21 protein-coding genes are annotated in these 21686 nt (G+C 71.1%); 8 read left to right on the top strand and 13 right to left on the bottom strand.

Annotation, left to right across the window (positions count from 1 at the left end):
• Positions 1-50: 50 nt before the first annotated feature.
• The 8 genes from hisF to hisD are packed head-to-tail and all read right to left on the bottom strand — an operon-like array spanning position 51 to position 5774.
• On the bottom strand, positions 51-806 hold the full coding sequence (gene hisF, locus ACY34M_RS04690; RefSeq protein ID WP_462718639.1) for an imidazole glycerol phosphate synthase subunit HisF: 756 nt from the start codon (positions 804-806) through the stop codon (positions 51-53).
• Positions 803-1207: a RidA family protein gene (locus ACY34M_RS04685; RefSeq protein ID WP_462718638.1), complete on the bottom strand. Its 405-nt coding sequence runs from the start codon at positions 1205-1207 to the stop codon at positions 803-805. Before ACY34M_RS04685 ends, hisF begins: the two co-directional genes overlap by 4 nt.
• A complete protein-coding gene (gene priA, locus ACY34M_RS04680) occupies positions 1204-1929 on the bottom strand; it encodes a bifunctional 1-(5-phosphoribosyl)-5-((5-phosphoribosylamino)methylideneamino)imidazole-4-carboxamide isomerase/phosphoribosylanthranilate isomerase PriA (RefSeq protein WP_462718637.1) in 726 nt (241 codons plus the stop codon). The genes ACY34M_RS04685 and priA overlap by 4 nt, the downstream gene beginning before the upstream one ends.
• A gap of 2 nt (positions 1930-1931) precedes the next feature.
• Positions 1932-2570: an imidazole glycerol phosphate synthase subunit HisH gene (gene hisH / locus ACY34M_RS04675; protein WP_462718636.1), complete on the bottom strand. Its 639-nt coding sequence runs from the start codon at positions 2568-2570 to the stop codon at positions 1932-1934.
• A 17-nt stretch (positions 2571-2587) separates the two neighbouring features.
• Positions 2588-2752 carry a hypothetical protein gene (locus ACY34M_RS04670; RefSeq protein WP_462718635.1) on the bottom strand — a complete coding sequence of 55 codons (165 nt, stop codon included), beginning with the start codon at positions 2750-2752 and terminating at the stop codon, positions 2588-2590.
• 3 nt (positions 2753-2755) lie between these two features.
• The gene (gene hisB, locus ACY34M_RS04665) at positions 2756-3355 is read right to left on the bottom strand and encodes an imidazoleglycerol-phosphate dehydratase HisB (protein ID WP_462718634.1); all 600 of its coding nucleotides are present in this window, start codon (positions 3353-3355) and stop codon (positions 2756-2758) included.
• Positions 3352-4452, bottom strand: coding sequence for a histidinol-phosphate transaminase (locus ACY34M_RS04660; RefSeq protein ID WP_462718633.1), 1101 nt, complete (start codon positions 4450-4452; stop codon positions 3352-3354). Before ACY34M_RS04660 ends, hisB begins: the two co-directional genes overlap by 4 nt.
• Positions 4449-5774, bottom strand: coding sequence for a histidinol dehydrogenase (gene hisD / locus ACY34M_RS04655; RefSeq protein ID WP_462718632.1), 1326 nt, complete (start codon positions 5772-5774; stop codon positions 4449-4451). The genes ACY34M_RS04660 and hisD overlap by 4 nt, the downstream gene beginning before the upstream one ends.
• Positions 5775-5927: 153 nt before the next feature.
• Here hisD and ACY34M_RS04650 point away from each other — a divergent pair, with 153 nt between their 5' ends.
• The 4 genes from ACY34M_RS04650 (at position 5928) to ybaK (ending at position 10154) form a co-directional block, all read left to right on the top strand.
• Positions 5928-7508, top strand: coding sequence for an oxidoreductase (locus ACY34M_RS04650; RefSeq protein ID WP_462718631.1), 1581 nt, complete (start codon positions 5928-5930; stop codon positions 7506-7508).
• 346 nt (positions 7509-7854) lie between these two features.
• Positions 7855-8832, top strand: a complete 978-nt coding sequence (locus ACY34M_RS04645; RefSeq protein WP_462718918.1) for a hypothetical protein — start codon at positions 7855-7857, stop codon at positions 8830-8832.
• A 5-nt stretch (positions 8833-8837) separates the two neighbouring features.
• Positions 8838-9623 (top strand): LON peptidase substrate-binding domain-containing protein, encoded by a 786-nt coding sequence (locus tag ACY34M_RS04640; protein WP_462718630.1) that lies wholly within the window; start codon positions 8838-8840, stop codon positions 9621-9623.
• A 24-nt stretch (positions 9624-9647) separates the two neighbouring features.
• Positions 9648-10154 (top strand): Cys-tRNA(Pro) deacylase, encoded by a 507-nt coding sequence (ybaK, locus tag ACY34M_RS04635; RefSeq protein WP_462718629.1) that lies wholly within the window; start codon positions 9648-9650, stop codon positions 10152-10154.
• Between the two features lie 270 nt (positions 10155-10424).
• Here the strand turns inward: ybaK and ACY34M_RS04630 are convergent, their stop codons facing one another.
• The 4 genes from ACY34M_RS04630 to ACY34M_RS04615 all read right to left on the bottom strand — a co-directional run bounded on the left by ACY34M_RS04630 (position 10425) and on the right by ACY34M_RS04615 (position 14387).
• Positions 10425-11114 carry an SLC41A family transporter gene (locus ACY34M_RS04630; RefSeq protein ID WP_462718628.1) on the bottom strand — a complete coding sequence of 230 codons (690 nt, stop codon included), beginning with the start codon at positions 11112-11114 and terminating at the stop codon, positions 10425-10427.
• Positions 11115-11148: 34 nt separating this feature from the next.
• Positions 11149-11967: an ABC transporter permease gene (locus ACY34M_RS04625; protein ID WP_462718627.1), complete on the bottom strand. Its 819-nt coding sequence runs from the start codon at positions 11965-11967 to the stop codon at positions 11149-11151.
• Positions 11964-12944: an ABC transporter ATP-binding protein gene (locus tag ACY34M_RS04620; protein ID WP_462718917.1), complete on the bottom strand. Its 981-nt coding sequence runs from the start codon at positions 12942-12944 to the stop codon at positions 11964-11966. The genes ACY34M_RS04625 and ACY34M_RS04620 overlap by 4 nt, the downstream gene beginning before the upstream one ends.
• A gap of 192 nt (positions 12945-13136) precedes the next feature.
• Positions 13137-14387 carry an NYN domain-containing protein gene (locus ACY34M_RS04615; protein WP_462718626.1) on the bottom strand — a complete coding sequence of 417 codons (1251 nt, stop codon included), beginning with the start codon at positions 14385-14387 and terminating at the stop codon, positions 13137-13139.
• 277 nt (positions 14388-14664) lie between these two features.
• Here ACY34M_RS04615 and ACY34M_RS04610 point away from each other — a divergent pair, with 277 nt between their 5' ends.
• Positions 14665-14835, top strand: a complete 171-nt coding sequence (locus ACY34M_RS04610; protein ID WP_266720614.1) for a hypothetical protein — start codon at positions 14665-14667, stop codon at positions 14833-14835.
• Between the two features lie 97 nt (positions 14836-14932).
• On the opposite strand, the gene dnaE is transcribed toward ACY34M_RS04610, so the two are convergent.
• On the bottom strand, positions 14933-18469 hold the full coding sequence (gene dnaE, locus ACY34M_RS04605) for a DNA polymerase III subunit alpha (protein WP_462718625.1): 3537 nt from the start codon (positions 18467-18469) through the stop codon (positions 14933-14935).
• A 179-nt stretch (positions 18470-18648) separates the two neighbouring features.
• Here dnaE and ACY34M_RS04600 point away from each other — a divergent pair, with 179 nt between their 5' ends.
• The 3 genes from ACY34M_RS04600 to ACY34M_RS04590 all read left to right on the top strand — a co-directional run bounded on the left by ACY34M_RS04600 (position 18649) and on the right by ACY34M_RS04590 (position 21663).
• Positions 18649-19980 carry a DUF2252 domain-containing protein gene (locus ACY34M_RS04600; RefSeq protein WP_462718624.1) on the top strand — a complete coding sequence of 444 codons (1332 nt, stop codon included), beginning with the start codon at positions 18649-18651 and terminating at the stop codon, positions 19978-19980.
• Positions 19981-20061: 81 nt separating this feature from the next.
• Entirely contained in the window at positions 20062-20742 is a 681-nt protein-coding gene (locus ACY34M_RS04595) for a hypothetical protein (protein WP_462718623.1), read from the top strand.
• 69 nt (positions 20743-20811) lie between these two features.
• A complete protein-coding gene (locus ACY34M_RS04590; protein ID WP_462718622.1) occupies positions 20812-21663 on the top strand; it encodes a thioredoxin domain-containing protein in 852 nt (283 codons plus the stop codon).
• The last annotated feature ends 23 nt before the right edge of the window (positions 21664-21686 follow it).

The raw sequence follows: 21686 nt of genomic DNA, 5'->3' as shown, positions 1-21686 counted from the left end.
GCCGGTACCGCATCATCCGCATCGGCGAAATCACCGGTCTCGCGAGGAAGTCAGCGGACGGGATGTCCCGCCTCGCGCAGCGTGTCCTTGACCTCACCGATGCGCAGATCGCCGAAGTGGAAGACGGAGGCGGCGAGCACCGCGTCCGCGCCCGCGGCGACGGCCGGGGCGAAGTGCTCCAGCTTTCCCGCGCCGCCCGAGGCGATCACCGGCACCGCCACGTGCTTGCGCACGGCCTCGATCATCTCGATGTCGTAGCCGTCCTTGGTGCCGTCGGCGTCCATCGAGTTGAGCAGGATCTCGCCCGCGCCCAGCTCGGCGGCCCGGTGCGCCCACTCGACGGCGTCGATGCCGGCGGACTTGCGCCCGCCGTGCGTCGTCACCTCGAAGGCGCCGGACCCGGTGCGGCGCGCGTCCACGGAGAGGACGAGCACCTGGCTGCCGAAGCGCTCGGAGATCTCGCGGATCAGCTCGGGGCGGGCGATGGCGGCGGTGTTGACCCCCACCTTGTCCGCGCCCGCGCGCAGCAGCTTGTCCACGTCGTCGGCGGTGCGCACGCCGCCGCCGACGGTGAGCGGGATGAAGACCTGCTCGGCGGTGCGGCGCACCACGTCGTACGTGGTCTCGCGGTTGCCGGAGGACGCGGTGATGTCCAGGAAGGTCAGCTCGTCGGCGCCCTCGGCGTCGTACACCTTCGCCATCTCGACGGGGTCGCCCGCGTCGCGCAGGTTCTGGAAGTTGACGCCCTTGACGACGCGGCCGTTGTCCACGTCGAGGCAGGGGATGACTCGGACGGCGAGCGTCACGGGGTGGCTCCTCGGAAGGCTTCGAGTTCTACTTCGACCAGGATGCGCGGGTCGACGAAGCCCGTGACGACCACCAGGGTCGTCGCGGGGCGCACCGGTCCGAATACGTCGTTGTGGGCGCGGCCGACCTCGTCGACGTCCCGCGCGTGGGTCAGATACATCCGGGTGCGGATCACGGACTCGGGGCCGAGCCCGAACTCCGCGATCGCCTCCAGGGCGTTGCCGAAGGCCACGGTCGCCTGCTCGTACGGGTCGCCCTCGCCGTACAGGACGTCCTGCCGGAAGGAGGTCGTCCCGCCCACGACGACCCGGTCGCCGGCGGCGACGGCGCGCGCGAAACCGAAGGACTCCTCCCAGGGACTACCGCTCTGCACACGCCGCACGCCGTCGGAGGAGGTCATCGGGACACGGCCTCCAGGGCCTCTTCCAGCGTGAACGCCTTGGCGTACAGCGCCTTGCCGACGATGGAGCCCTCGACGCCCTGCGGCACGAGCTCGGCGATGGCCCGCAGGTCGTCCAGGGACGAGACGCCGCCGGAGGCGACGACCGGGCGGTCGGTGGCCGAGCAGACGTTGCGCAGCAGCTCCAGGTTCGGGCCCTGCAGCGTGCCGTCCTTGGCGATGTCCGTGACGACGTACCGGGCGCAGCCCTCGGAGTTGAGGCGCTCAAGGGTCTCGTACAGGTCGCCGCCGTCGCGGGTCCAGCCGCGGCCGCGCAGCGTCGTGCCGCGCACGTCGAGGCCGACCGCGATCTTGTCGCCGTGCTCGGCGATGACCTTGGCGACCCACTCGGGGGTCTCCAGGGCGGCGGTGCCGAGGTTGACGCGGGTGCAGCCGGTGGCGAGGGCCGCGGCGAGGGTGTCGTCGTCGCGGATGCCGCCGGACAGCTCGACCTTGATGTCCATGGCCTGGCTGACCTCACGGATCAGGGCGCGGTTGTCGCCGGTGCCGAACGCGGCGTCCAGGTCGACCAGGTGCAGCCACTCGGCGCCGGAGGACTGCCAGGCGAGGGCGGCCTCCAGCGGGGAGCCGTAGGAGGTCTCGGAGCCGGACTCGCCGTGCACGAGGCGGACGGCCTGTCCGTCACGGACGTCGACGGCGGGGAGGAGTTCGAGCTTGCTCATGACTAAAGGGTTCCGATCCAGTTCTTCAGCAGCTGCGCTCCGGCGTCGCCGGACTTCTCGGGGTGGAACTGCGTCGCCCACAGCGCGCCGTTCTCGACGGCGGCCACGAACGGGCCGCCGTGCGTCGACCAGGTGACCTTGGGCGCACGCATGGCGGGGTTGAGGACTTCGAGCTCCCAGTTCTGCACGGCGTACGAGTGCACGAAGTAGTAGCGCTCGTCGGTGTCGACGCCCGCGAAGAGCTGGGAGCCCTGCGGCGCGTCCACGGTGTTCCAGCCCATGTGCGGGACGACGTCGGCCTTCAGCGGCTCGACGACGCCGGGCCACTCGTCGAGGCCCTCGGCCTCCTGGCCGTGCTCGATGCCGCGTGCGAACAGGATCTGCATGCCGACGCAGATGCCCATCACGGGGCGCCCGCCGGCGAGACGGCGGCCGACGATCCAGTCGCCGCGCGCCTCCTTGAGGCCCTTCATGCAGGAGGCGAACGCGCCGACCCCGGGCACGAGCAGCCCGTCGGCGTTCATGGCCTTGTCGTAGTCGCGGGTGATCTCGACGTCGGCGCCCGCGCGGGCGAGGGCGCGCTCGGCGGAGCGCACGTTCCCGAAGCCGTAGTCGAAGACGACAATTTTCTTGTCGGTCATGGGAGGTGCCAACCCTGTCAGTTCCAGTAGTCGAGCCGCAGCACGCCCGCGACGAGGCACATGCCCGCGCCGATCGAGAGGAGCGTGATGAGGCTCTTGCCCATGCCCTGCTTGACGAACGAGTAGACGCCGCCGAGCAGGAAGAGGCCGACAACGATGAGGATGGTCGCGAGGCCGTTCATGGCTTACAGGGCGCCCTTCGTGGAGGGAAGGATCCCGGCGGCGGCGGCACGCGGGTCGATCTCGCTCGCGTAGCGCAGGGCCCGCGCGAGCGCCTTGAACTGGCACTCGACGATGTGGTGCGCGTTGCGCCCGTACGGCACGTGGACGTGCAGCGCGATCTGCGCCTGCGCGACGAAGGACTCCAGGATGTGCCGGGTCATCGTCGTGTCGTACTCGCCGATCATCGGCGCCATCTTCTCGGGCTCGGTGTGCACGAGGTACGGGCGGCCGGAGAGGTCGACCGTGACCTGCGCGAGCGACTCGTCGAGCGGCACCGTGCAGTTGCCGAAGCGGTAGATGCCGACCTTGTCGCCGAGCGCCTGCTTGAAGGCGGCGCCGAGGGCCAGGGCGGTGTCCTCGATGGTGTGGTGCGAGTCGATGTGCAGGTCGCCCTCGGTCTTCACCGTGAGGTCGAACAGACCGTGCTTGCCGAGCTGGTCGAGCATGTGGTCGTAGAAGCCGACCCCGGTCTTGACGTCGACCTTTCCGGTGCCGTCGAGGTCGATCTCGACGAGGACCGAGGTCTCCTTGGTGGTGCGCTCTACGCGTCCTACGCGGCTCATGCGCCGAACTCCTTCTTGACTTCACGGGCCGCGTCCAGGAACGCGTCGTTCTCTTCGGGGGTGCCGACGGTCACCCGCAGCCGCCCGGGGACGCCGTTGTCCCGGATCAGGACGCCGCGGTCGAGGATGAACTGCCAGACCGCGTGCGGGTCGTCGAAGACACCGAACTGGATGAAGTTGGCGTCGGCGACGGTGACCTCGAAGCCGAGGCTCTCCAGCTCCGCGACCACGCGGTCGCGCTCCGACTTCAGCTGCTCCACGTACTGGAGCAGTGTGTCCGTGTACTCCAGGGCGGCGAGCGCCGTCGCCTGGTTCACGGCCGACAGGTGGTACGGCAGCCGCACCAGCTGGACGGCGTCGACGACGGCCGGGTCGGCGGCGAGGTAGCCGAGGCGGAGCCCCGCCGCGCCGAACGCCTTCGACATCGTCCGCGAGACGATCAGATTCGGCCGTCCCTCGATCAGCGGGAGCAGCGAGGAGCCGTGGCTGAACTCGGTGTACGCCTCGTCGACGACCACGATCGCGTCCCGGCCCGCGGCCTCGTACAGCGCGAGGACGTCCTCGGCCGCGACCGCGTTGCCCGTCGGGTTGTTGGGGCTGGTGATGAAGACGACGTGCGGCCGGTGCGTCCGGATCGCCTCGACGGCGGCCGGGACGTCCAGCGAGAAGTCCTCGCGGCGCGGGGCGCTCACCCAGCCGGTGTTGGTGCCGCGGGCGAGCAGCGGGTGCATCGAGTACGAGGGCTCGAAGCCGAGCGCCAGCCGGCCGGGGCCGCCGAAGGCCTGGAGGAGCTGCTGGAGCACCTCGTTCGACCCGTTGGCCGCCCACACCTGCTCGTACGTGACCTCGTGGCCGGTCGTCCGGGTCAGGTACCGGGCGAGCTCCGTGCGCAGCTCGACCGCGTCCCGGTCGGGGTAGCGGTTCAGCTCGCGGGCCGCGTCGGCGACCCGCTCGGCGATCCGCCGGACCAGCGGCTCGGGCAGCGGGTACGGGTTCTCGTTCGTGTTCAGCCGGACGGCGACGTCCAACTGGGGTGCGCCGTAAGGGGACTTGCCGCGCAGTTCCTCGCGTACGGGAAGATCGTCGATCTTGGTCACTGGTTCTTGGGTACCTTCCACCCGAAACGGGCCTTGATCGCCGCGCCGTGCGCGGGCAGGTCCTCCGCGTCGGCGAGCGTCACCACGGTGGCCGCGACCTCGGCGAGGGCGTCCTTCGTGTAGTCGACGATGTGGATGCCGCGCAGGAAGGACTGCACGGACAGACCGGACGAGTGGCAGGCACAGCCGCCCGTCGGCAGCACGTGGTTGGACCCGGCCGCGTAGTCGCCGAGGGAGACGGGCGCCCACGGGCCGACGAAGATCGCGCCCGCGTTCTTCACCCGCTGGGCCAGGGCGGAGGCGTCGACGGTCTGGATCTCCAGGTGCTCGGCGCCGTACGCGTCGACGACCTTGAGGCCGTCGTCGAGCGAGTCGACGAGCACGATCGCGGACTGCCGCCCCTTCAGGGCGGGCACGATCCGGTCCTCGATGTGCTTGGTGGCGGCGACCTGCGGCTCCAGCTCCTTCTCCACGGCCGCGGCGAGCTCCTCGCTGTCCGTGACGAGGACGGCGGCGGCCAGCGGGTCGTGCTCGGCCTGGCTGATCAGGTCGGAGGCGACGTGCACCGGGTCGGCCGAGGAGTCGGCGAGGACCGCGATCTCGGTCGGGCCCGCCTCGGCGTCGATGCCGATCCGGCCCGTGAAGTAGCGCTTGGCGGCGGCCACCCAGATGTTGCCGGGGCCGGTCACCATGTTCGCCGGGGCGCAGGACTCGGTGCCGTACGCGTACATGGCGACGGCCTGGGCGCCGCCGACCGCGTACACCTCGTCGACGCCGAGCAGCGCGCAGGCGGCGAGGATCGTCGGGTGCGGCAGGCCGCCGAACTCCTTCTGCGGCGGGGACGCGAGCGCGACGGACTCGACGCCCGCCTCCTGCGCCGGCACCGCGTTCATGATCACGGACGAGGGGTAGACGGACCGGCCGCCCGGCGCGTACAGGCCGACGCGCTCGACCGGCACCCACTTCTCGGTGACGGAGCCGCCCGGCACGACCTGCGTCGTGTGGCTCGCGCGGCGCTGCTCGCGGTGGACGATGCGGGCCCGGCGGATGGACTCCTCCAGGGCGGCGCGCACGGCGGGGTCGAGATCGGCGAGCGCCTTGGCGATGGCTACGGCGGGAACCCGGACGGATTCCAGCTTCACTCCGTCGAATTTCTCCCCGTACTCGATCAGCGCCGCGTCGCCACGATGATGCACGTCCTCGCAGATCGGACGCACCTTCTCCAGGGCGGCCGAGACGTCGAAGTCGGCTCGGGGCAGCAGCGAGCGCAGGGCCTGGCCCTCGGGGAGGGCGGCGCCGCGCAGATCGATTCGAGAGATCACAGAACAATTCTCTCAGACGCGGGTTTACGCTCGGCGCCCCGTATCAGTGGCTGATACCGGGGCGGCGGGCCGACCACCGGCTTTCAGACGGTCACGCAGCGGGCATGACCGGTTGTACGGACAAGCGGGTCGTCACGGGGGAGGCAGAAGAACGTGGTCGAGGGGACGACCGGCAACGGCGACGGGGACGTGCCGGACGGGCTGAGCGCCGCCGAGGTCGGGATGTGGCAGGCGTTCCGCAACGGCAGCGTCTACGACCTGCGCGCCGGGGACACCGCGCGGGACGATCCGCACGGCGGCCACCCCTGGGGACCCGAGCGCAGCGTGCGGGCGCGCATCGTGGCGTGGCTGCTGCTCGACGGCCCGCCGGCGCTCGACGGCCGGGTCTCCTCCCTCAAGCTCCAGGGCGTGCAGATCACGGACGTGTTCGACCTCGCGGGCGGCACGGTCGTCCCGTACGTGGAGATGAAGGGCTGCCGCTTCGAGAAGGAGGTGCTGATCCCGGAGGCGCGCTTCACGACCGTGCGGCTCGTCGGCTGCTCGGTGCCCCGGCTCGAGGGCGCCCGGGTCCACACGGAGGGCGATCTGCACCTCGCGCGCTGCCGCTTCCACAACGGGGTCCGGCTCACGGACGCCCACATCGGCACGGACCTGCTCCTCAACCAGGCCGTCGTGTTCCGGGACCGGCTCGGGAAGTCGATCATGGCGGACGGGCTCACGGTCGGCCAGGACCTCCAGGCCGAGCTCCTTGAGACGCACGGCGAGCTGAGCCTGCGCGGCGCGACGGTGGGCGTCTCGCTGTCGCTGCGCGGCAGCCGGCTGAGCGGGCCGCGGGGGCGGGCCCTGAACGCTCCGCAGATGTCGGTCGAGCGGACGCTGTACCTCGGCCCCGCCGCGCTGGGCGGGCCGTTCCAGAACGGCGGCGGGACGCCCGCGCGCGGCACCCGCGTGCAGCCCTTCGAGTGCGTGGGCGGGATGCGGCTCGACGACGGCCGGTTCGGCGACGCGCTCGACCTGGACTCGGCGCGGTTCACGATGGAGAACGAGCAGGAGGTCTCGATGCGCCGCATCCAGACCCCCGAACTGCGCTTCCTGTGCGACAAGCCGCAGCGCGGGCGGATCGTGCTCTCCGGTGCGCGGGTGACCAACCTGGTCGACAAGTCGACCAGCTGGCCGGGGCCCGGCCAGCTCCGGATCGGCGGCTTCCAGTACGAGAACCTCATCCCCACCGGTTCCTTCCCCCTCGCCCGCCGCGTCGACTGGCTCTCCGACGCGACGCCCGAGTACAGCCCGGAGCCGTACGAGCGCCTCGCCCTGGTCCTGCGCAACAGCGGCGAGGACGCCGAGGCCCGCGAGGTCCTGCTGGCCAAGCAGCGCAGGCGCCGCGAGACGCTGCCCATAGCGGCGAAGGTGTGGGGCTACATCCAGGACTGGACGGTGGCGTACGGGTACCGGCCCGGCCGGGCCGCGCTGTGGATGGCGTTCCTCTGGGCGCTCAGCACGGTCGTCTTCACGCAGGCCCCGCACCCCCGGATCAAGCCCGGCGAAGGCCCGGTCTGGGACCCGGCCCTCTTCACCCTGGACCTGCTCCTCCCGGTCGTCGACCTCGGCCAGGCCGGCAGCTGGCAACTCAGCGGCACCTGGCAGTGGGCGTCGACGATCCTGGTCCTGCTGGGCTGGACCCTGGCGACAACGGTGGCAGCGGGCGCGACACGACTGCTCCGCAGGAACTGACACGGACACCACTGACACGGGCACCGGGGCCGAGGCCACGGGGCTCCGCCCCGGACCCCGCTGCTCAATCGCCGCAGGGGCTTGATGGATCAAGCCCCGCCGTCGGGCACGCAATATCGAGCCTCGTCGGCGGGTGGGCAGAATCAAGCCCCGCCGGCGATTGAGGCGCGGGGTCCGGGGCGGAGCCCCGAGACGTGAACCCCGGCGCCGGCCAAGACGCGGCAAAGATCTACGCCGACCCGTGCAACCTTCCGCCCACCTCAGCCGTCATCCCACCGCAACCACGTCCCCGCGCGCAGAAGGAGCCCCGGTGCCGTTCCTGCGCGCCCTCATCCGCACCACCCGCATGCTCCGCCACACCGCCTCCCTGGGAGTCGGCCTCCCACCGGACGAGGAGCTCCTCCTCGACGCCCCGGACGACCGCCTCGCCCCCGCCCTCGTCGCCGCCGGCCGCGGCGACCACGGCCCCGCCGCGAAGGCCCTCGCCGACACCCGCGAGTCCGCCGAGTGGGAGAACCGGGACCGCGCGGTGCAGCGCCTCGCCGCGTTCGCCGCCGCCCGCCCCGAATGGTTCGAGGCCTGGCAGCAGGCCGCGCCGCACGACCCCGACCTGCTCCTCGTCAAGGCCGAACTCGCCGTCGGCCGCGCCCTCGCCTCGCCCGCCCACGGCGAACTGCTGCGCGAGGTGACCCCGCTGGTCCTGGCCGCGGCCGAGTCCGACCCCCGCGACCCGGTCCCCTGGCGGATCGCCCTCGACCACGCCCGCGGCACCAACGCCCCGCACACCGAGTTCGAGAAGCTGTGGGCGAAGGCGGTGCGCCGCTCCCCGCACCACTACGGCTGCCACGTCGCGGCGCTGCGCTATCTGTCGGCGGCCTGGTACGGCTCGCACGCCGAGTGCTTCGACTTCGCGGAGCGGGCCGCGCAGGACGCCCTGCCGGGCTCGCTGCTCAAGGCGCTGCCGGCCCGCGCGGCCCTCGCGTATCTGACCTCGGGCGCCCCGCGCACCGGCATCCCCCGCGACCGCCTGGACTCCGCCGCCGACCTCGCCGCCGAGCTGTCCCTCTCGTACGAGCCCGCGGATCCCTGGCCCGCCGAGGTGCGCAATCTGCTGACCTGCGTACTGGTCGAGCTGGAGCGCTGGCAGGACGCTCTCGACCAGCTGCGACTCATCGGCCCGTACGCCACGTCGTTCCCCTGGGACCGGCTCACGGAGGACCCGTTGGCCCACTTCATGGAGCTGCGCGGGCACATTCGGCTGGAAGTCGCCGCGACGATGCCGCTGCGCGGCGGACCGGCCAAGACCGACGACCATTACGCTTGACCGACGTGACCACCGTCCGACTTCCGCTGTTCCCGCTCAACTCGGTGCTGTTCCCGGGACTCGTGCTCCCGCTGAACGTGTTCGAGGAGCGCTATCGCGCCATGATGCGCGACCTGTTGAAGGCTTCGCCCGGCGATCCTTCGGAGCCCGACACCGAGCCGTCGACCTCCGATGAGCCGCGCCAGTTCGTGGTCGTCGCGATCCGCGACGGCCACGAGGTCGCGCCGAGCGCGTCCGGCATGCCCGACGAGGTGACGACCAAGGAGGCGGGCGCCGGCCCGGCCGCGGGCTTCGGCGACGATCCGATCGCCTCCTTCCACGCCGTCGGCTGCATCGCGGACGCCGCCACCATCAGGGAGCGCGCGGACGGCAGCTTCGAGGTGCTCGCCACGGGCACGCGCCGGGTGAAGCTGCACTCGGTCGACGCCTCGGGCCCGTATCTGACGGCCGAGGTGGAGGAGCTTCCCGAGGACGACGGCGAGGAGGCGGGGGCCCTCGCGGAGGGGGTGCTGCGGGCGTTCCGCAAGTACCAGAAGCGGCTCGCGGGCGCCCGTGAGCGGTCCCTGACGACGGGCGCGGAGCTGCCGGACGAGCCGTCGGTGGTGTCGTATCTGGTCGCGGCGGCCGCGGTCCTCGACGTACCGACGAAGCAGCGGCTGCTGGAGGCCGAGGACGTGGCGTCCCGGCTGCGCGCGGAGCTGACGCTGCTGCGGGCGGAGACGGCGATCATCCGCCATCTGCCGTCGCTGCCCGCGACGGACCTGACCCGGCAGTCGACGAGCCTCAACTGACCCGAAGGACACAGGAACCCGCACGTGGCGAAGAAGAGCAAGAAGCAGCAGAACCAGTCCGGAGGCACCCCGGCCACCGTCGCCCTCACCACCGCGGGCACCTCCTTCACGGTGCACTCCTACGAGCACGACCCCGCGCACGCCTCGTACGGCGAGGAGGCGGCCGAGGCGATGGGCGTGGACCCGGACCGGGTGTTCAAGACGCTCGTCGCGGACGTGGACGGACAGCTCGTCGTCGGTGTCGTGCCGGTGGCCGGACAGCTCGACCTGAAGGCGCTCGCCGCGGCGGTCGGCGGCAAGCGCGCCGCGATGGCCGATCCGGCGCTGGCGGAGCGCACGACCGGGTACGTACGCGGCGGCATCTCGCCGCTCGGGCAGCGCAAGAAGCTGCGTACGGTCATCGACTCCTCCGCCGAGAAGCACGGGACGATCTGCGTCTCGGCGGGGCGCCGCGGCCTGGAGGTCGAGCTGGCACCGGGCGATCTGGCGGCGCTCACGGATGCCGTGCTCGCTCCCGTCGGGCGTGCGTGACCCCTCGACGTACCCCGCCGCTTCGGCTAAGTACCCAGGACATGTCGAAGAGGACACGCAAGCGCAAGTGGCGGATCAAGAAGGGCAAGGCCAACCACGGGCGACGCCCCGCCTGAGGTGCCGTGAAGACCTGAGAGCCCCTTGAAGATCAGCGCGCGCTCCACCGGCCGCGGATGTCGTCGACGTGCACATGCACGGCGGCCTCCGCGGCCTCCGCGTCGCCGGCCTGCCCGATGTCCGACGGCTCCGCCGCACACCACGACTGAGGCGCTACGAGGCCGTGGGCGAGGTCCCGCCGTCGTGCCGCGTGCCGTACGGGGTGGCGAAGTACGGGTCGGGATCCCGCGGCCCGAAGAGGCCGGTGAGGCCCAGGTGCACGACCAGCGCCGCCAGCGGCCACGCGAGCAGGGCCCCCTTGGCCTTCAGCTCCAGGGGGGCGTCGAACACGACGCCCTTGCCGACCTCCTTGGCGTGCGCCGCGACGTTCTGCGTCGGCCCGAGCCAGACGCCGAACCGCCAGGCGAGCACCCCGCCGAGTAGGCTGCCCAGGGCCAGCGCCACCACCAGCGGTACGCCCCCGCGCCTGCGCCACAGGAAGACGGCGGTACCGGTGACGACGCCGAACGCGAGCCCCAGCAGCGTGAACGTGCCGTCGACGCCGATGGCCTGCTCGCCCTCGGTGTCCTTGAGGTAGACCGCCGAGGCGTCCGAGACCAGCGGCACCCGGGGCGCGAGCCACAGCCACAGCGCGCCGAGCACGAGCCCCACCACCGCGACCGCGACCGTCACGACGACGGCCTCACGCAGCTCGGCCCTGAGCCCCGGACCGTCGTCGTACTCCTGCGGGGCTGCGGGCGCGGGGGGCAGATGTCCGGTCATGGGGTCGGGGGCCTGCCAAGGGTCGCTGTGCCCGTTGTTGTGCGGGGGCTGATGGGGTGGCGGTGTCAGCGGTGCGGTCACACTGCCATCGTGCCAGGCGTCGCTGTGCGGCGCGTCACCGGACGGCGGCCCGACGGTACGCCCACGTCGCCACGGCGAGCGAGGCGACGCCGACGGCCGCGCAGACGCCCAGGTCGAGCAGGACGACACCCCAGTCGGGGTGCTCGGCGAAGGTCCGCGCGAAGGCCTCGACGCCGTACGTGGACGGGAGCAGGTCGCGCCCCCACTGCACGAACTCCGGCATCCGGTCGGCCGGAAGCACGCCGAGCAGCAGCGCCGCCGACATGCCCAACTGGCCGAGCAGCGTCGCCAGTTCGGGCCGCGGCGCGAGCAGCCCGAGCGCGGCGCCGAGCCCGGCGAGCGCGGCGCCCGCCAGCGGGATCACCGCGACGAGCACCCACAGGTGGGCGAGCGGCAGCTGGAACATCAGACAGCCGACGACCGCGGTGACCACGGTCCCCGGCACGGTGAACGAGGCGTACGCGCCCGCGGCGCCGAGCACCACGGATGCGGGCGGCACCGGCAGCGTCGCGTAGTGGTCGAGCCCGCCGGCCGCCCGCAGCTGCCCGAAGTACTGGGCGAGCAGATTGAGCGCGACGAACGCGACGACGAGCACCGCGGACCCGGCGACCACGGCCTGCGCCTCGCGGCCGCCCTGGTCGACGACGCCGCGCATCAGGATCATGATGCCGACGCTCTGGAACGTCGCCACGAACAGCAGCGGGATCCGGGCCACGCGGGCCCGGCTGAGCTGCGCCCGGTAGACGGCGGCGAGCGAGGGCAGGAAGCGGGCGCGCGGCGCGAGCAGGTCGCCGGTCTCCTCGGAGACGGACGCGTGGCGCGCCGGCCTCGCCTCGACGGGAACGACGCTCATGCCTTCACCAGGCCCTTCACACCGCTGCGGCTCCCGCCGAGCGCCAAGTACACGTCCTCCAGGCTCGGCGTCGCGAGCGTGAAGTCGTCCAGGAAGTCGAAGGCCGGGCCGCCGGTGACGGCGGCGACGGCGGACCGGGCCGCGTCCGGTTCGAGCCGCAGCGACCAGCGTCGCCCGGACTCCACGGCGTGCGCACGCAGCCGTGCCACCTCGTCGACGTGCATCGGGGCCTTCTCCCGCCACACGAGTTCCACGCGCACCTCCCCGGCGACGCGCTGCTTGAGGCCCGCGGGGGTGTCGCAGGCGATGACGCGCCCCTGATCGAGCACGGCCACGCGGTCGAGGACGGTCTCGGCCTCGATCACGTTGTGGGTGACGAGCAGTACCGTCGTGCCGCGCTCGGCCCGCCGCCGGTCGACGGCGGCCCATACGGCGCGCCGCGCGACGGGGTCCATCCCGGTGGTCGGCTCGTCGAGCACGAGCAGCGGGCGCTCCCCGACGAGCGCGGCCGCGAAGCAGGCGAGCCGCCGCTGCCCGCCGGACAGTTTCTTGATCGGCCGGGCGGCGAGCGGGGTGAGCCCCAGTTCGTCGAGCACGTCGTCGCGCGCGGCCCGCGCGTCCTTGAGCGGGAGCCCGCGCAGGCGGCCGGTGGTCTCGGCGGCGAGCGCCACGGTCAGCTCGTCGAGGGCGGTCGACTCCTGCCCGAGGTAGGCGAGGATCCGGGCGGCCCGCTCCGGGTGCCGCACGATGTCGTGCCCGAGGATCTCCACGCTTCCGGCGTCGGGCCGCATCAGCCCGGTCAGCTGCCGTACGAGGGTGGACTTGCCCGCCCCGTTCGGCCCGAGGAGGCCGAAGATCTCGCCGCGCCGGATGTCGAGCCGTACGTCGTCCGTGGCCCGCAGCTCCGGTGTTCCCGGCACACCCCTGCGTCCGCGCGAGGCCGGGTACGTCTTGCTGAGCCCCCGCACCGCGCACACGACAGCGCCCGCATTACGCTTCGGGGCAACGTCATCGGTGCGCATACTCACGAGGGACGAGCCTACGGGGTCCGGCGTTCACGATTGCACGCGGGGCCGGACATTTCCCACGCATGCCGTACGTCTCAATCACCGGCGAGGCCCGATCGCCGCGGGGGCTTGATCCACCGGCACCGGCCGACGCCGACCCGCCTAGTCGGCCGCCGTCGCGTGCTCCGCTGTACGTACGTCGATCTCGCGCCAGAAGCCGGCACGGATCGCGTACCGGTCGTGCTCGTCGATCTGGTCGTCCTTGTGCGCGAGCAGTCCGAACCTCGCCGCGTACCGGAGCAGCTCCCCGTCGATCCGGTGCGGCACCCGCGGATACATGGTCGAGAGCTTCTGGAGCTGCGCCTGGTCCCCCAGCCGCTCCCGCCACCGCCGGGCGAACACCTGCCCCACCTCGTACGGATCCCCGCCGATCGCGGTGATGTCCTCCTCGCGGTCGGCCCACCGCTGCTCCGCCGTGGTGAGCTGCGCCAGCGTGGGCAGCGAGGCCACATCGGCCGGCTCTCCGCCGCCACCGGGCCGCTCGACCCACCCCTTGTCGGAGGACCACCGAAGCGTCGCGCTCGCGGGATGCTGCGCCACCGGCGCACCGGGCCCACGGAGCGCGGCGAGGTCCTTGGGCGTGGGCACTCCCTTGCCGGCCGCCGCCGCGGCGGCCCGGTCCTCGTCCGAGGCCGCAGCCCCGTTCCGCGCCTGCGCCGCCGGCGCGTGCTGCACGGAGTCCGTGTCCCCGGTCTCCTCGGTGGGCCGCCCCGCCGCGGCGAGCGCCGAATCGGGCAGCGGCGCGGAGAGGATCGCGGCGATCTCCGGCCGCGGCACGGGCGGCGGGGCGCAGATCCCGCCGAGCTCCTTGGCGCGTACGGCCTTGGTGATCCAGGTCCGGTCGAGCACCCGCCGCTCGTCGGCCTCGGCGACGAGGTCCTCGGACTGGTTGTAGTCGCCGTCGGCTGCCTGCACGGCCCACAGGTGGACGGCGACCCCGTGCTCCTTGGCGGCCATCATGCCGGGCAGCAGATCGCCGTCCCCGGTCACGAGCACCACGTCCGAGCAGGCACGATTACGGGCCAGCTCGGTCAGCTCGGCGTGCATCGCGGCGTCGACGCCCTTCTGCGCCCACCGCCCGTCGGAGCGCGTCAGCGCACCGAGCCGCACGGTGACCCGCGGCATCACCCGCAGCCGCCGGTGCTCGGGCTGCGGCACCCGGTCGGGCGCCCCGTCGAACCAGTAGATGCGCAGCAGCTCCCGCCCGGTCTCGGCCTCGGCGCGCTCGCGCAGACCCTGGATGAGGGCGGCGTGGTCGACATGAATCCGGGAGCGGGAGGGCTCGCCCGCGAGCAGGCTCGCCGCGGCCCCCAGCAGATATCCGGCGTCCACCAGGACGATGCAACGGTCCACGCGATCCACCCTCTTTCGCCGACTTGCCAGCAGTCCGGACGCGGTCCACGGGGCGGCTCCCGCGGTTTCGCTTCGGGTTTCCTTCGAGTCTGCCCGACCGCGCGGGGGTTAACGGCCCGAACTGGATCTTCGGCGTGGCGGAAGCCGGGTATGGGGGCGGACACATCCCGCTGTATGGCCGTTACGAACGGTAATACTCCGAAATGCGCTCTTTGTCGGCCTGTGTGAATCTGAAGCCGGCCCTGGCCCCTAGATCCCCCGCAGGAGGCAGATCACCATGGCCAAGAACCGTAAGCAGAATCGCCATCAGCAGAAGGCGGCCCAGGCCGCTCAGCCGGACGAGCAGGCCCGCTCCTCGGCCATGGAGGCCCAGGCCAAGTCGGCCGTGGAGGCCACGCCGGGCGACGTGGCCCGCAAGCACCGCGAGCGCCGCTTCGGTCACAACTGAGGCGCCTCGTAGGGCAGTTGGCACACAACGAGGGGCGCACCCGGAAGTCCGGGTGCGCCCCTCGCGCGTGTCTCGCCGCAGTCGGCCGGTCAGCCGGTCACATCAGGCAGGCCGGGCCGAGCAGCACCTTCAGGTCGCCGTAGAGCGACGGGTCGGGCTTCACCCGGTGCCGGTCGAGCCGCAGCACCGTGGTCTTGCGCGGCCCCTGGAGCTTGATCCGGACCTCGCTGTCGCCCCGGTGGTTGGTGAGGATCTCGCCGAGCCGGCTGATCATCGGCGGCGTCACCTTGAGGGCCGGGATCGTGAGGATCACCGGCGCGTTGGTCCCCGCGTTCGACAGGTCGGGGACCTGCATCTCCATGGCGACCAGGCGCGGCACGTCCTCGCGCTTGTCGAGGCGGCCCTTGACGAAGACGACGGCGTCCTCGACGAGCTGCGTGGACACCAGCTGGTACGTCGCCGGGAAGAACATGCACTCGATGGAACCGGCGAGGTCCTCGACGGTCGCGATCGCCCAGGCGTTGCCCTGCTTGGTCATCTTGCGCTGGAGGCCGGAGATGATGCCGCCGACGGTGACGACCGCGCCGTCCCCGAAGTCGCCGCCGGTGAGCTGGCCGATGCCCGCGTCCGCCTTGTCGGACAGCACGTGCTCCAGGCCGAAGAGCGGGTGGTCGGAGACGTAGAGGCCGAGCATCTCGCGCTCCTGGGCGAGCAGGTACGTCTTGTCCCACTCGTCGGTGGAGAACTCGACGTCGAGGCCGAAGCCCGGCTCGTCGCTCTCCCCCTCGCCCATACCGCCGAAGAGGTCGAACTGTCCCTCGGCCTCCTTGCGCTTCACCGCCACGACGTTGTCGATCATCGGCTCGTACTGGGCGGTGAGCCCCTTGCGGGTGTGCTTCATCTGGTCGAAGGCGCCGGCCTTGATCAGGGATTCCGTCGTCCGCTTGTTGCAGGCGGCGGCCTCGATCTTGTCCAGGTAGTCGGGGAACGAGGTGAACTTCCCCTTCGCCTTGCGGGCCCGGACGATCGACTCCACCACGTTGGACCCGACGTTGCGGACCGCCTCCAGGCCGAAGAGGATCACGTCGTCGCCCTGGGCGGCGAAGTTGTGCACCGACTCGTTCACGTCCGGCGGGAGGACCTTGATCTTCATGCGCCGGCACTCGTTGAGGTAGACGGCCGACTTGTCCTTGTCGTCCTTCACCGAGGTGAGCAGCGCGGCCATGTACTCGGCCGGGTAGTTCGCCTTCAGGTACGCGGTCCAGTAGGTGACCAGTCCGTACGCGGAGGAGTGCGCCTTGTTGAACGCGTAGCCGGCGAACGGGACCAGGACGTCCCACAGGGCCTGGATCGCCTGGTCGGAGAAGCCCTTCTTCTTCGCGCCCTCCTGGAAGAGGACGAAGTTCTTCGCCAGTTCCTCGGGCTTCTTCTTGCCCATCACGCGGCGCAGCACGTCGGCCTCGCCGAGCGAGTACCCGGCGATGATCTGCGCGGCCTTCTGCACCTGCTCCTGGTACACGATGAGGCCGTAGGTCAGGCCGAGCGTCTCCTTCAGGGGCTCTTCGAGCTCCGGGTGGATCGGCGTGATCTCCTGCCGGCCGTTCTTGCGCTCCGCGTAGTTGATGTGCGAGTTCATGCCCATCGGGCCCGGCCGGTACAGGGCCGAGACGGCGGAAATGTCCTCGAAGTTGTCGGGCTGCATCTGGCGCAGCAGGGAGCGCATCGGGCCGCCGTCGAACTGGAACACGCCGAGCGTGTCACCGCGGCAGAGCAGTTCGTACGTCTTCGGGTCGTCGAGCGGGACGTCGAGCATCTCCAGCTTGATGCCCTTGTTGGCCTCCACCATCTTGACGGCGTCGTCCATGATGGTGAGGTTGCGAAGGCCCAGGAAGTCCATCTTCAGCAGGCCGAGCGATTCGCACTGCGGGTAGTCCCACTGCGTGATCGTCACGCCGTCGGTGTGCCGGGTCCACAGCGGGGCGTGGTCGACGATCGGCTCGCTGGACATGATGACGCCGGCGGCGTGCACGCCCATCTGCCGGACCAGACCCTCGACGCCCTTGGCGGTGTCGATGACCTTCTTGACGTCCGCCTCGTTCTCGTACATCCCCCGGATCTCGCCCGCCTCCGAGTAGCGGGGGTGCTCGGGGTTGGTGATGCCGTCGAGGTCGATGCCCTTGCCGAGGACGTCGGCGGGCATCGCCTTGGTGAGGCGGTCGCCCATCGCGTACGGGTAGCCGAGCACGCGCGCGGAGTCCTTGATCGCGTTCTTGGCCTTGATCTTGCCGTAGGTGCCGATCATGGCGACCTTGTCGGCGCCGTACTTCTCGGTCACGTACCTGATCACTTCGACGCGCCTGCGCTCGTCGAAGTCGATGTCGACATCGGGCATGGACACGCGCTCGGGGTTGAGGAAGCGCTCGAAGATCAGTCCGTGCGTGATCGGGTCGAGGTCGGTGATGCCCATCGCGTAGGCGACGATCGAACCGGCCGCGGAGCCTCGGCCGGGGCCGACCGCGATGCCGTTGTTCTTCGCCCACATGATGAAGTCGGCGACGACCAGGAAGTACCCCGGGAACCCCATCTGGATGATGATGTCCATCTCGTACTCGACCTGCTTCTGGCGGTCCTCGGGGACGCCGCCCGGGAAGCGCCGGTTCATGCCGACCCGGACCTCCTCCTGGAACCAGGTGACCTCGGTGAAGCCCTCCGGGATCTCGAACTTCGGCATGAGGTCGCGCTTCTCGAACATGCCGGTCGTGTCGATCTGCTCGGCCACGAGGAGCGTGTTCCGGCAGCCCTCCTGCCAGGCGTCCGAGGAGTCGATGGCGTACATCTCGTCCGTCGACTTCAGGTAGTAGCCCGTGCCGTTGAACCGGAAGCGGTCCGGGTCCGAGAGGTTCTTTCCGGTCTGGATGCACAGCAGCGCGTCGTGCGCCGTCGCCTCGTTCGCGTACGTGTAGTGCGAGTCGTTCGTCACCAGGGGCGGGATGCCGACCTTCTTGCCGACCCGCAGCAGGTCCTCGCGGACCCGGTGCTCGATGTCGATGCCGTGGTCCATCAGCTCCAGGAAGTACCGGTCCTTGCCGAAGATGTCCTGGTACTCGGCGGCCGCCTTCACCGCCTCGTCGAACTGGCCGAGGCGCAGCCGGGTCTGCAGCTCACCGGAGGGGCAGCCGGTGGAGGCGATGATGCCCTCGCTCCACTGGGAGAGCGTCTCCTTGTCCATGCGCGGCCACTTCTGCAGCCAGCCCTCGGCGTACGCGTCGGAGGACAGCTTGAACAGGTTGTGCAGCCCCGTGCTGTTCGCCGCCCACATCGTCTTGTGGGTGTAACCACCGGAACCGGAGACGTCGTCGCGCTTCTGGTGCGGCTGGCCCCACTGGATCTTCCGCTTGTTGCGCCGGGACTCCGGGGCGACGTAGGCCTCGATGCCGATGATCGGCGTGATGCCCGCCTTCTCGGCGGTGTGGAAGAAGTCATACGCGCCGTGCAGGTTGCCGTGGTCGGACATCGCGATGTGCGTCATGCCCATGTCGCCGGCGGCCTTGAACATGTCCTTGAGCCGCGCCGCACCGTCCAGCAGCGAGTACTGGGTGTGCACATGCAGGTGCGTGAAGGGCGGCTTTGACACGGTTGGGGCCTCCAATGGAAAACACCGGGCGACGGTCTGGGGGACAGCTTGGAAGTCTACGACCGGTCACTGACAACGGACGGGCACTCCGGAGTACGGTCATGCGTTGACCGGACAGAACATCCGTCCCACGCATCAGCATCGCGTACCGCACGATCCGTTCCAGGAGGCACCCAGCGATGTCGGAACCGCAGCCCACCGCTGACCAGCGCGGCGAGCAGATCCTCTCCGTCTTCGACACAGCGTTCGGCGAGCTGCTCGCAGCCGACCCCGCGGCCTTCCGGGTCAAGTTCCGCAAGATGGCGGCGTCGGCCTTCGCGTTCTACCGGGGCACGGCGTGTCTCTTCTACAGCGACGTGGAACGCGAGCAGCACGGCGGGCCCTTCCTGGACGACCGCACCAGCCGGGTGTGGATCCACGGCGACCTGCACGCGGAGAACTTCGGCACGTACATGGACTCCACGGGCCGCCTGATCTTCAACGTGAACGACTTCGACGAGGCGTACGTGGGCCCCTTCACCTGGGACCTCAAGCGCTTCGCCGCCTCCGTGGCGCTGGTCGGGTACTCCAAGGCGCTGAGCGACGAGCAGATCTCGGACCTCGTGCGCACGTACGCCGGGGCCTACCGCGAGCGCATCCACGCGCTGGCGACCGGCGCCAAGCGCGACGAGGTGCCGCCCTTCTCGCTGGACACGGCCGAGGGCCCGCTCCTGGAGGCGCTGCGCGACGCCCGCTCGCTGACCCGGTTCGGCCTCCTGGAGTCCATGACGGAGATCCGCGACTTCGAGCGCCGCTTCGCGGAGGGCGGCGGCTCCATCGAGCTGGACGCGGCGACGCGCTACAAGGTGCTCGCGGCGTTCGACGGCTACCTGGAGACGCTGCCGGAGGCCTCCCTGGCGCGCCCCGACTCGTACCGCGTGAAGGACGTGGTCGGGCGCCGCGGCATCGGCATCGGCTCCGCGGGCCTGCCCTCGTACAACATCCTGCTGGAGGGCAACAGCGACGCGCTCGAGAACGACGTCGTGATCTACATGAAGCAGGCCCAGACGCCGGCCGTCTCGCGGCACATCACCGACCAGGCGATCCGCGGCTACTTCCAGCACGAGGGCCACCGCACGGTCATCTCGCAGCGCGCCCTGCAGGCGCACGCCGACCCGTGGCTGGGCTGGACGGAGCTCGACGGGGCCGGGCAGCTGGTCGCGGAGATCTCGCCGTACGCGGTGGACCTGGACTGGAGCGACATCGACGACCCGGAGGAGATCGCGGCGGTCGTCGCCGACCTCGGGCGGGCCACGGCGACGATGCACGCGGCGGCGGACGACCAGTCCGGCGAGTCGCTCGTGCCGTTCTCCACGGAGCGCGCCATCGACGCGGCGATCGCCGCCGACGAGGACGGCTTCGCGCCCCTGCTGGTCGACTTCGCGCACTCCTACGGGTCACGCGCGCGTGCGGACCACCAGATCTTCGTGGACCTGTTCCGCAACGGCCGGATTCCCGGTCTGGCTGCGTAGTCCTGTCCCGCACAGCGATTCCGTAACGCACAGGAACCCTTTAGGCATCGCTTACCGGAAGGCATGGCACACTCTGCCGCGATGGACGACATATCCGGGACCCAGCTACGAGTGACGCGCGCGGCGCTGTTCACGGCATGCGTCGTGACGCTGTCCGTGGCCTCGCACGTGCTGCTCTCGCGGGCCCCGCTGCCGCTCACGACGGTCGCCGCGACCGCCGCGGCCGTCTTCGTGATCGCCTACGCGCTGGCCGGCCGCGAGCGGGGCTTCGGCCGGATCGCGGCCCTGCTCGTCCCGCTGGAACTGGCCGCCGACACGATCTTCACGACCGGTCAGCACGTCTGTTACGGCGAGGCGGGCGGCCCCGTCGCGGGCCCGTTGCGCCAGTTCGGCTTCGACATGCTGTGCGCCGGGAACGTGGGCACGCCGCTGGCCCGGATGACGGGCGGCAGCACGGAGCGGGCCGCTGCCCTCTTCGCGCACACCGACCCGGCGGCCTCCTGGCTGCTCCTTGCCACGCACGTCGCCGTCGGCCTGCTCGCGGCCGCCTGGCTGCGCCGCGGCGAGCAGGCCCTGGCCCAGCTGCTGCGCGCGATGGCCGCCTTCGCCTTCCGGCCGCTGCTCATCGCGTTCGCCGCGGTCACCGTCAGGCCCGGCCCCGCGGTACGCCTGCCGCGCCCCGTCACGCGCGTACCCGCCTCCCGCACCCGGCTCTGGGTGCACTCCGTAGGACGGCGCGGACCGCCGCCGCTCGCCGCCTGAGCCACCACCCGGCCCGGGCCCGGCACGGCAGGTCCCCATACGCATGTCACTCACCTACGGAGCACGATCATGAGCAAGCGCAACACCCAGCAGGCGAAGACCGCGGCCCGCGAGCGGCTGCGCGCCGAACGCGAGCGCCAGGCCAAGCGGGACAAGACGAAGCGGCAGGCGATCGTCGGCGTCTCCGTCGTCGCGGTCCTCGCGATCGCGGGCGGCGTCGGCTACGCGGTGATGCAGGCCAACAAGCCCTCCCACTGGGAGGAGGTGGCGGACGCCAAGCCCGCCAAGGTGAAGGCGCCCGCGAACACCTCGGGCAAGAACGGCACGACCGTCGTCATAGGCAAGGACAGCGCGAAGAAGACCCTGAAGGTCTACGAGGACTCGCGCTGCCCGATCTGCGCCTCGTTCGAGCAGACCGTCGGCCCGCAGCTCCACAAGGACCTCGAGGCCGGCAAGTTCAAGCTCCAGTACGTCGGCGGCACGTTCCTCGACGGCGACAGCGCGAGCAAGAACGAGATCGGCAACCGCGGCGAGGGCTCGAAGGACGCGCTGAGCGCGCTCGGCGCGGCCCTCAACGTGAGCCAGGACTCGTTCCTCGACTTCAAGACGGCGCTCTACTCGGCGAAGTTCCACCCCGACGAGGGCGATGACAAGTTCGGGGACACCGACTATCTGATCAAGATCGCCGACACCGTCGACTCGCTCAAGGGCAACAAGGCGTTCCAGAAGGACGTCGAGAACGGCACCTACGACGCGTGGGCGCTGAAGATGTCCAAGGCCTTCGACTCGAACAAGGACGAGGTCACCGGCACCCCGAGCCTCGTCATGGACGGCAAGAAGCTGACTGGTTCGGACGGCCAGAACGCCCCGATGACGGTGGCCGAGTACAACACCGCGCTCAAGAAGGCCCTCAAGGGCTGACGACGACCGGGGCTTGATGAAGC

This window comes from Streptomyces sp. EDA2-14 (assembly GCF_054963755.1).
Note: the sequence above shows the minus strand (reverse complement) of the source record. Positions and strands in the feature narration are given on the sequence as shown.

Coding starts and splice junctions, on each gene's coding strand:
- ACY34M_RS04685 (WP_462718638.1), bottom strand. CDS start 1,207: ATGACCTCCTCCGACGGCGTGCGGCGTGTGCAGAGCGGTAGTCCCTGG.
- priA (WP_462718637.1), bottom strand. CDS start 1,929: ATGAGCAAGCTCGAACTCCTCCCCGCCGTCGACGTCCGTGACGGACAG.
- hisH (WP_462718636.1), bottom strand. CDS start 2,570: ATGACCGACAAGAAAATTGTCGTCTTCGACTACGGCTTCGGGAACGTG.
- ACY34M_RS04670 (WP_462718635.1), bottom strand. CDS start 2,752: ATGAACGGCCTCGCGACCATCCTCATCGTTGTCGGCCTCTTCCTGCTC.
- hisB (WP_462718634.1), bottom strand. CDS start 3,355: ATGAGCCGCGTAGGACGCGTAGAGCGCACCACCAAGGAGACCTCGGTC.
- ACY34M_RS04645 (WP_462718918.1), top strand. CDS start 7,855: ATGCTCCGCCACACCGCCTCCCTGGGAGTCGGCCTCCCACCGGACGAG.
- ACY34M_RS04625 (WP_462718627.1), bottom strand. CDS start 11,967: ATGAGCGTCGTTCCCGTCGAGGCGAGGCCGGCGCGCCACGCGTCCGTC.
- ACY34M_RS04610 (WP_266720614.1), top strand. CDS start 14,665: ATGGCCAAGAACCGTAAGCAGAATCGCCATCAGCAGAAGGCGGCCCAG.
- ACY34M_RS04600 (WP_462718624.1), top strand. CDS start 18,649: ATGTCGGAACCGCAGCCCACCGCTGACCAGCGCGGCGAGCAGATCCTC.
- ACY34M_RS04595 (WP_462718623.1), top strand. CDS start 20,062: ATGGACGACATATCCGGGACCCAGCTACGAGTGACGCGCGCGGCGCTG.
- ACY34M_RS04590 (WP_462718622.1), top strand. CDS start 20,812: ATGAGCAAGCGCAACACCCAGCAGGCGAAGACCGCGGCCCGCGAGCGG.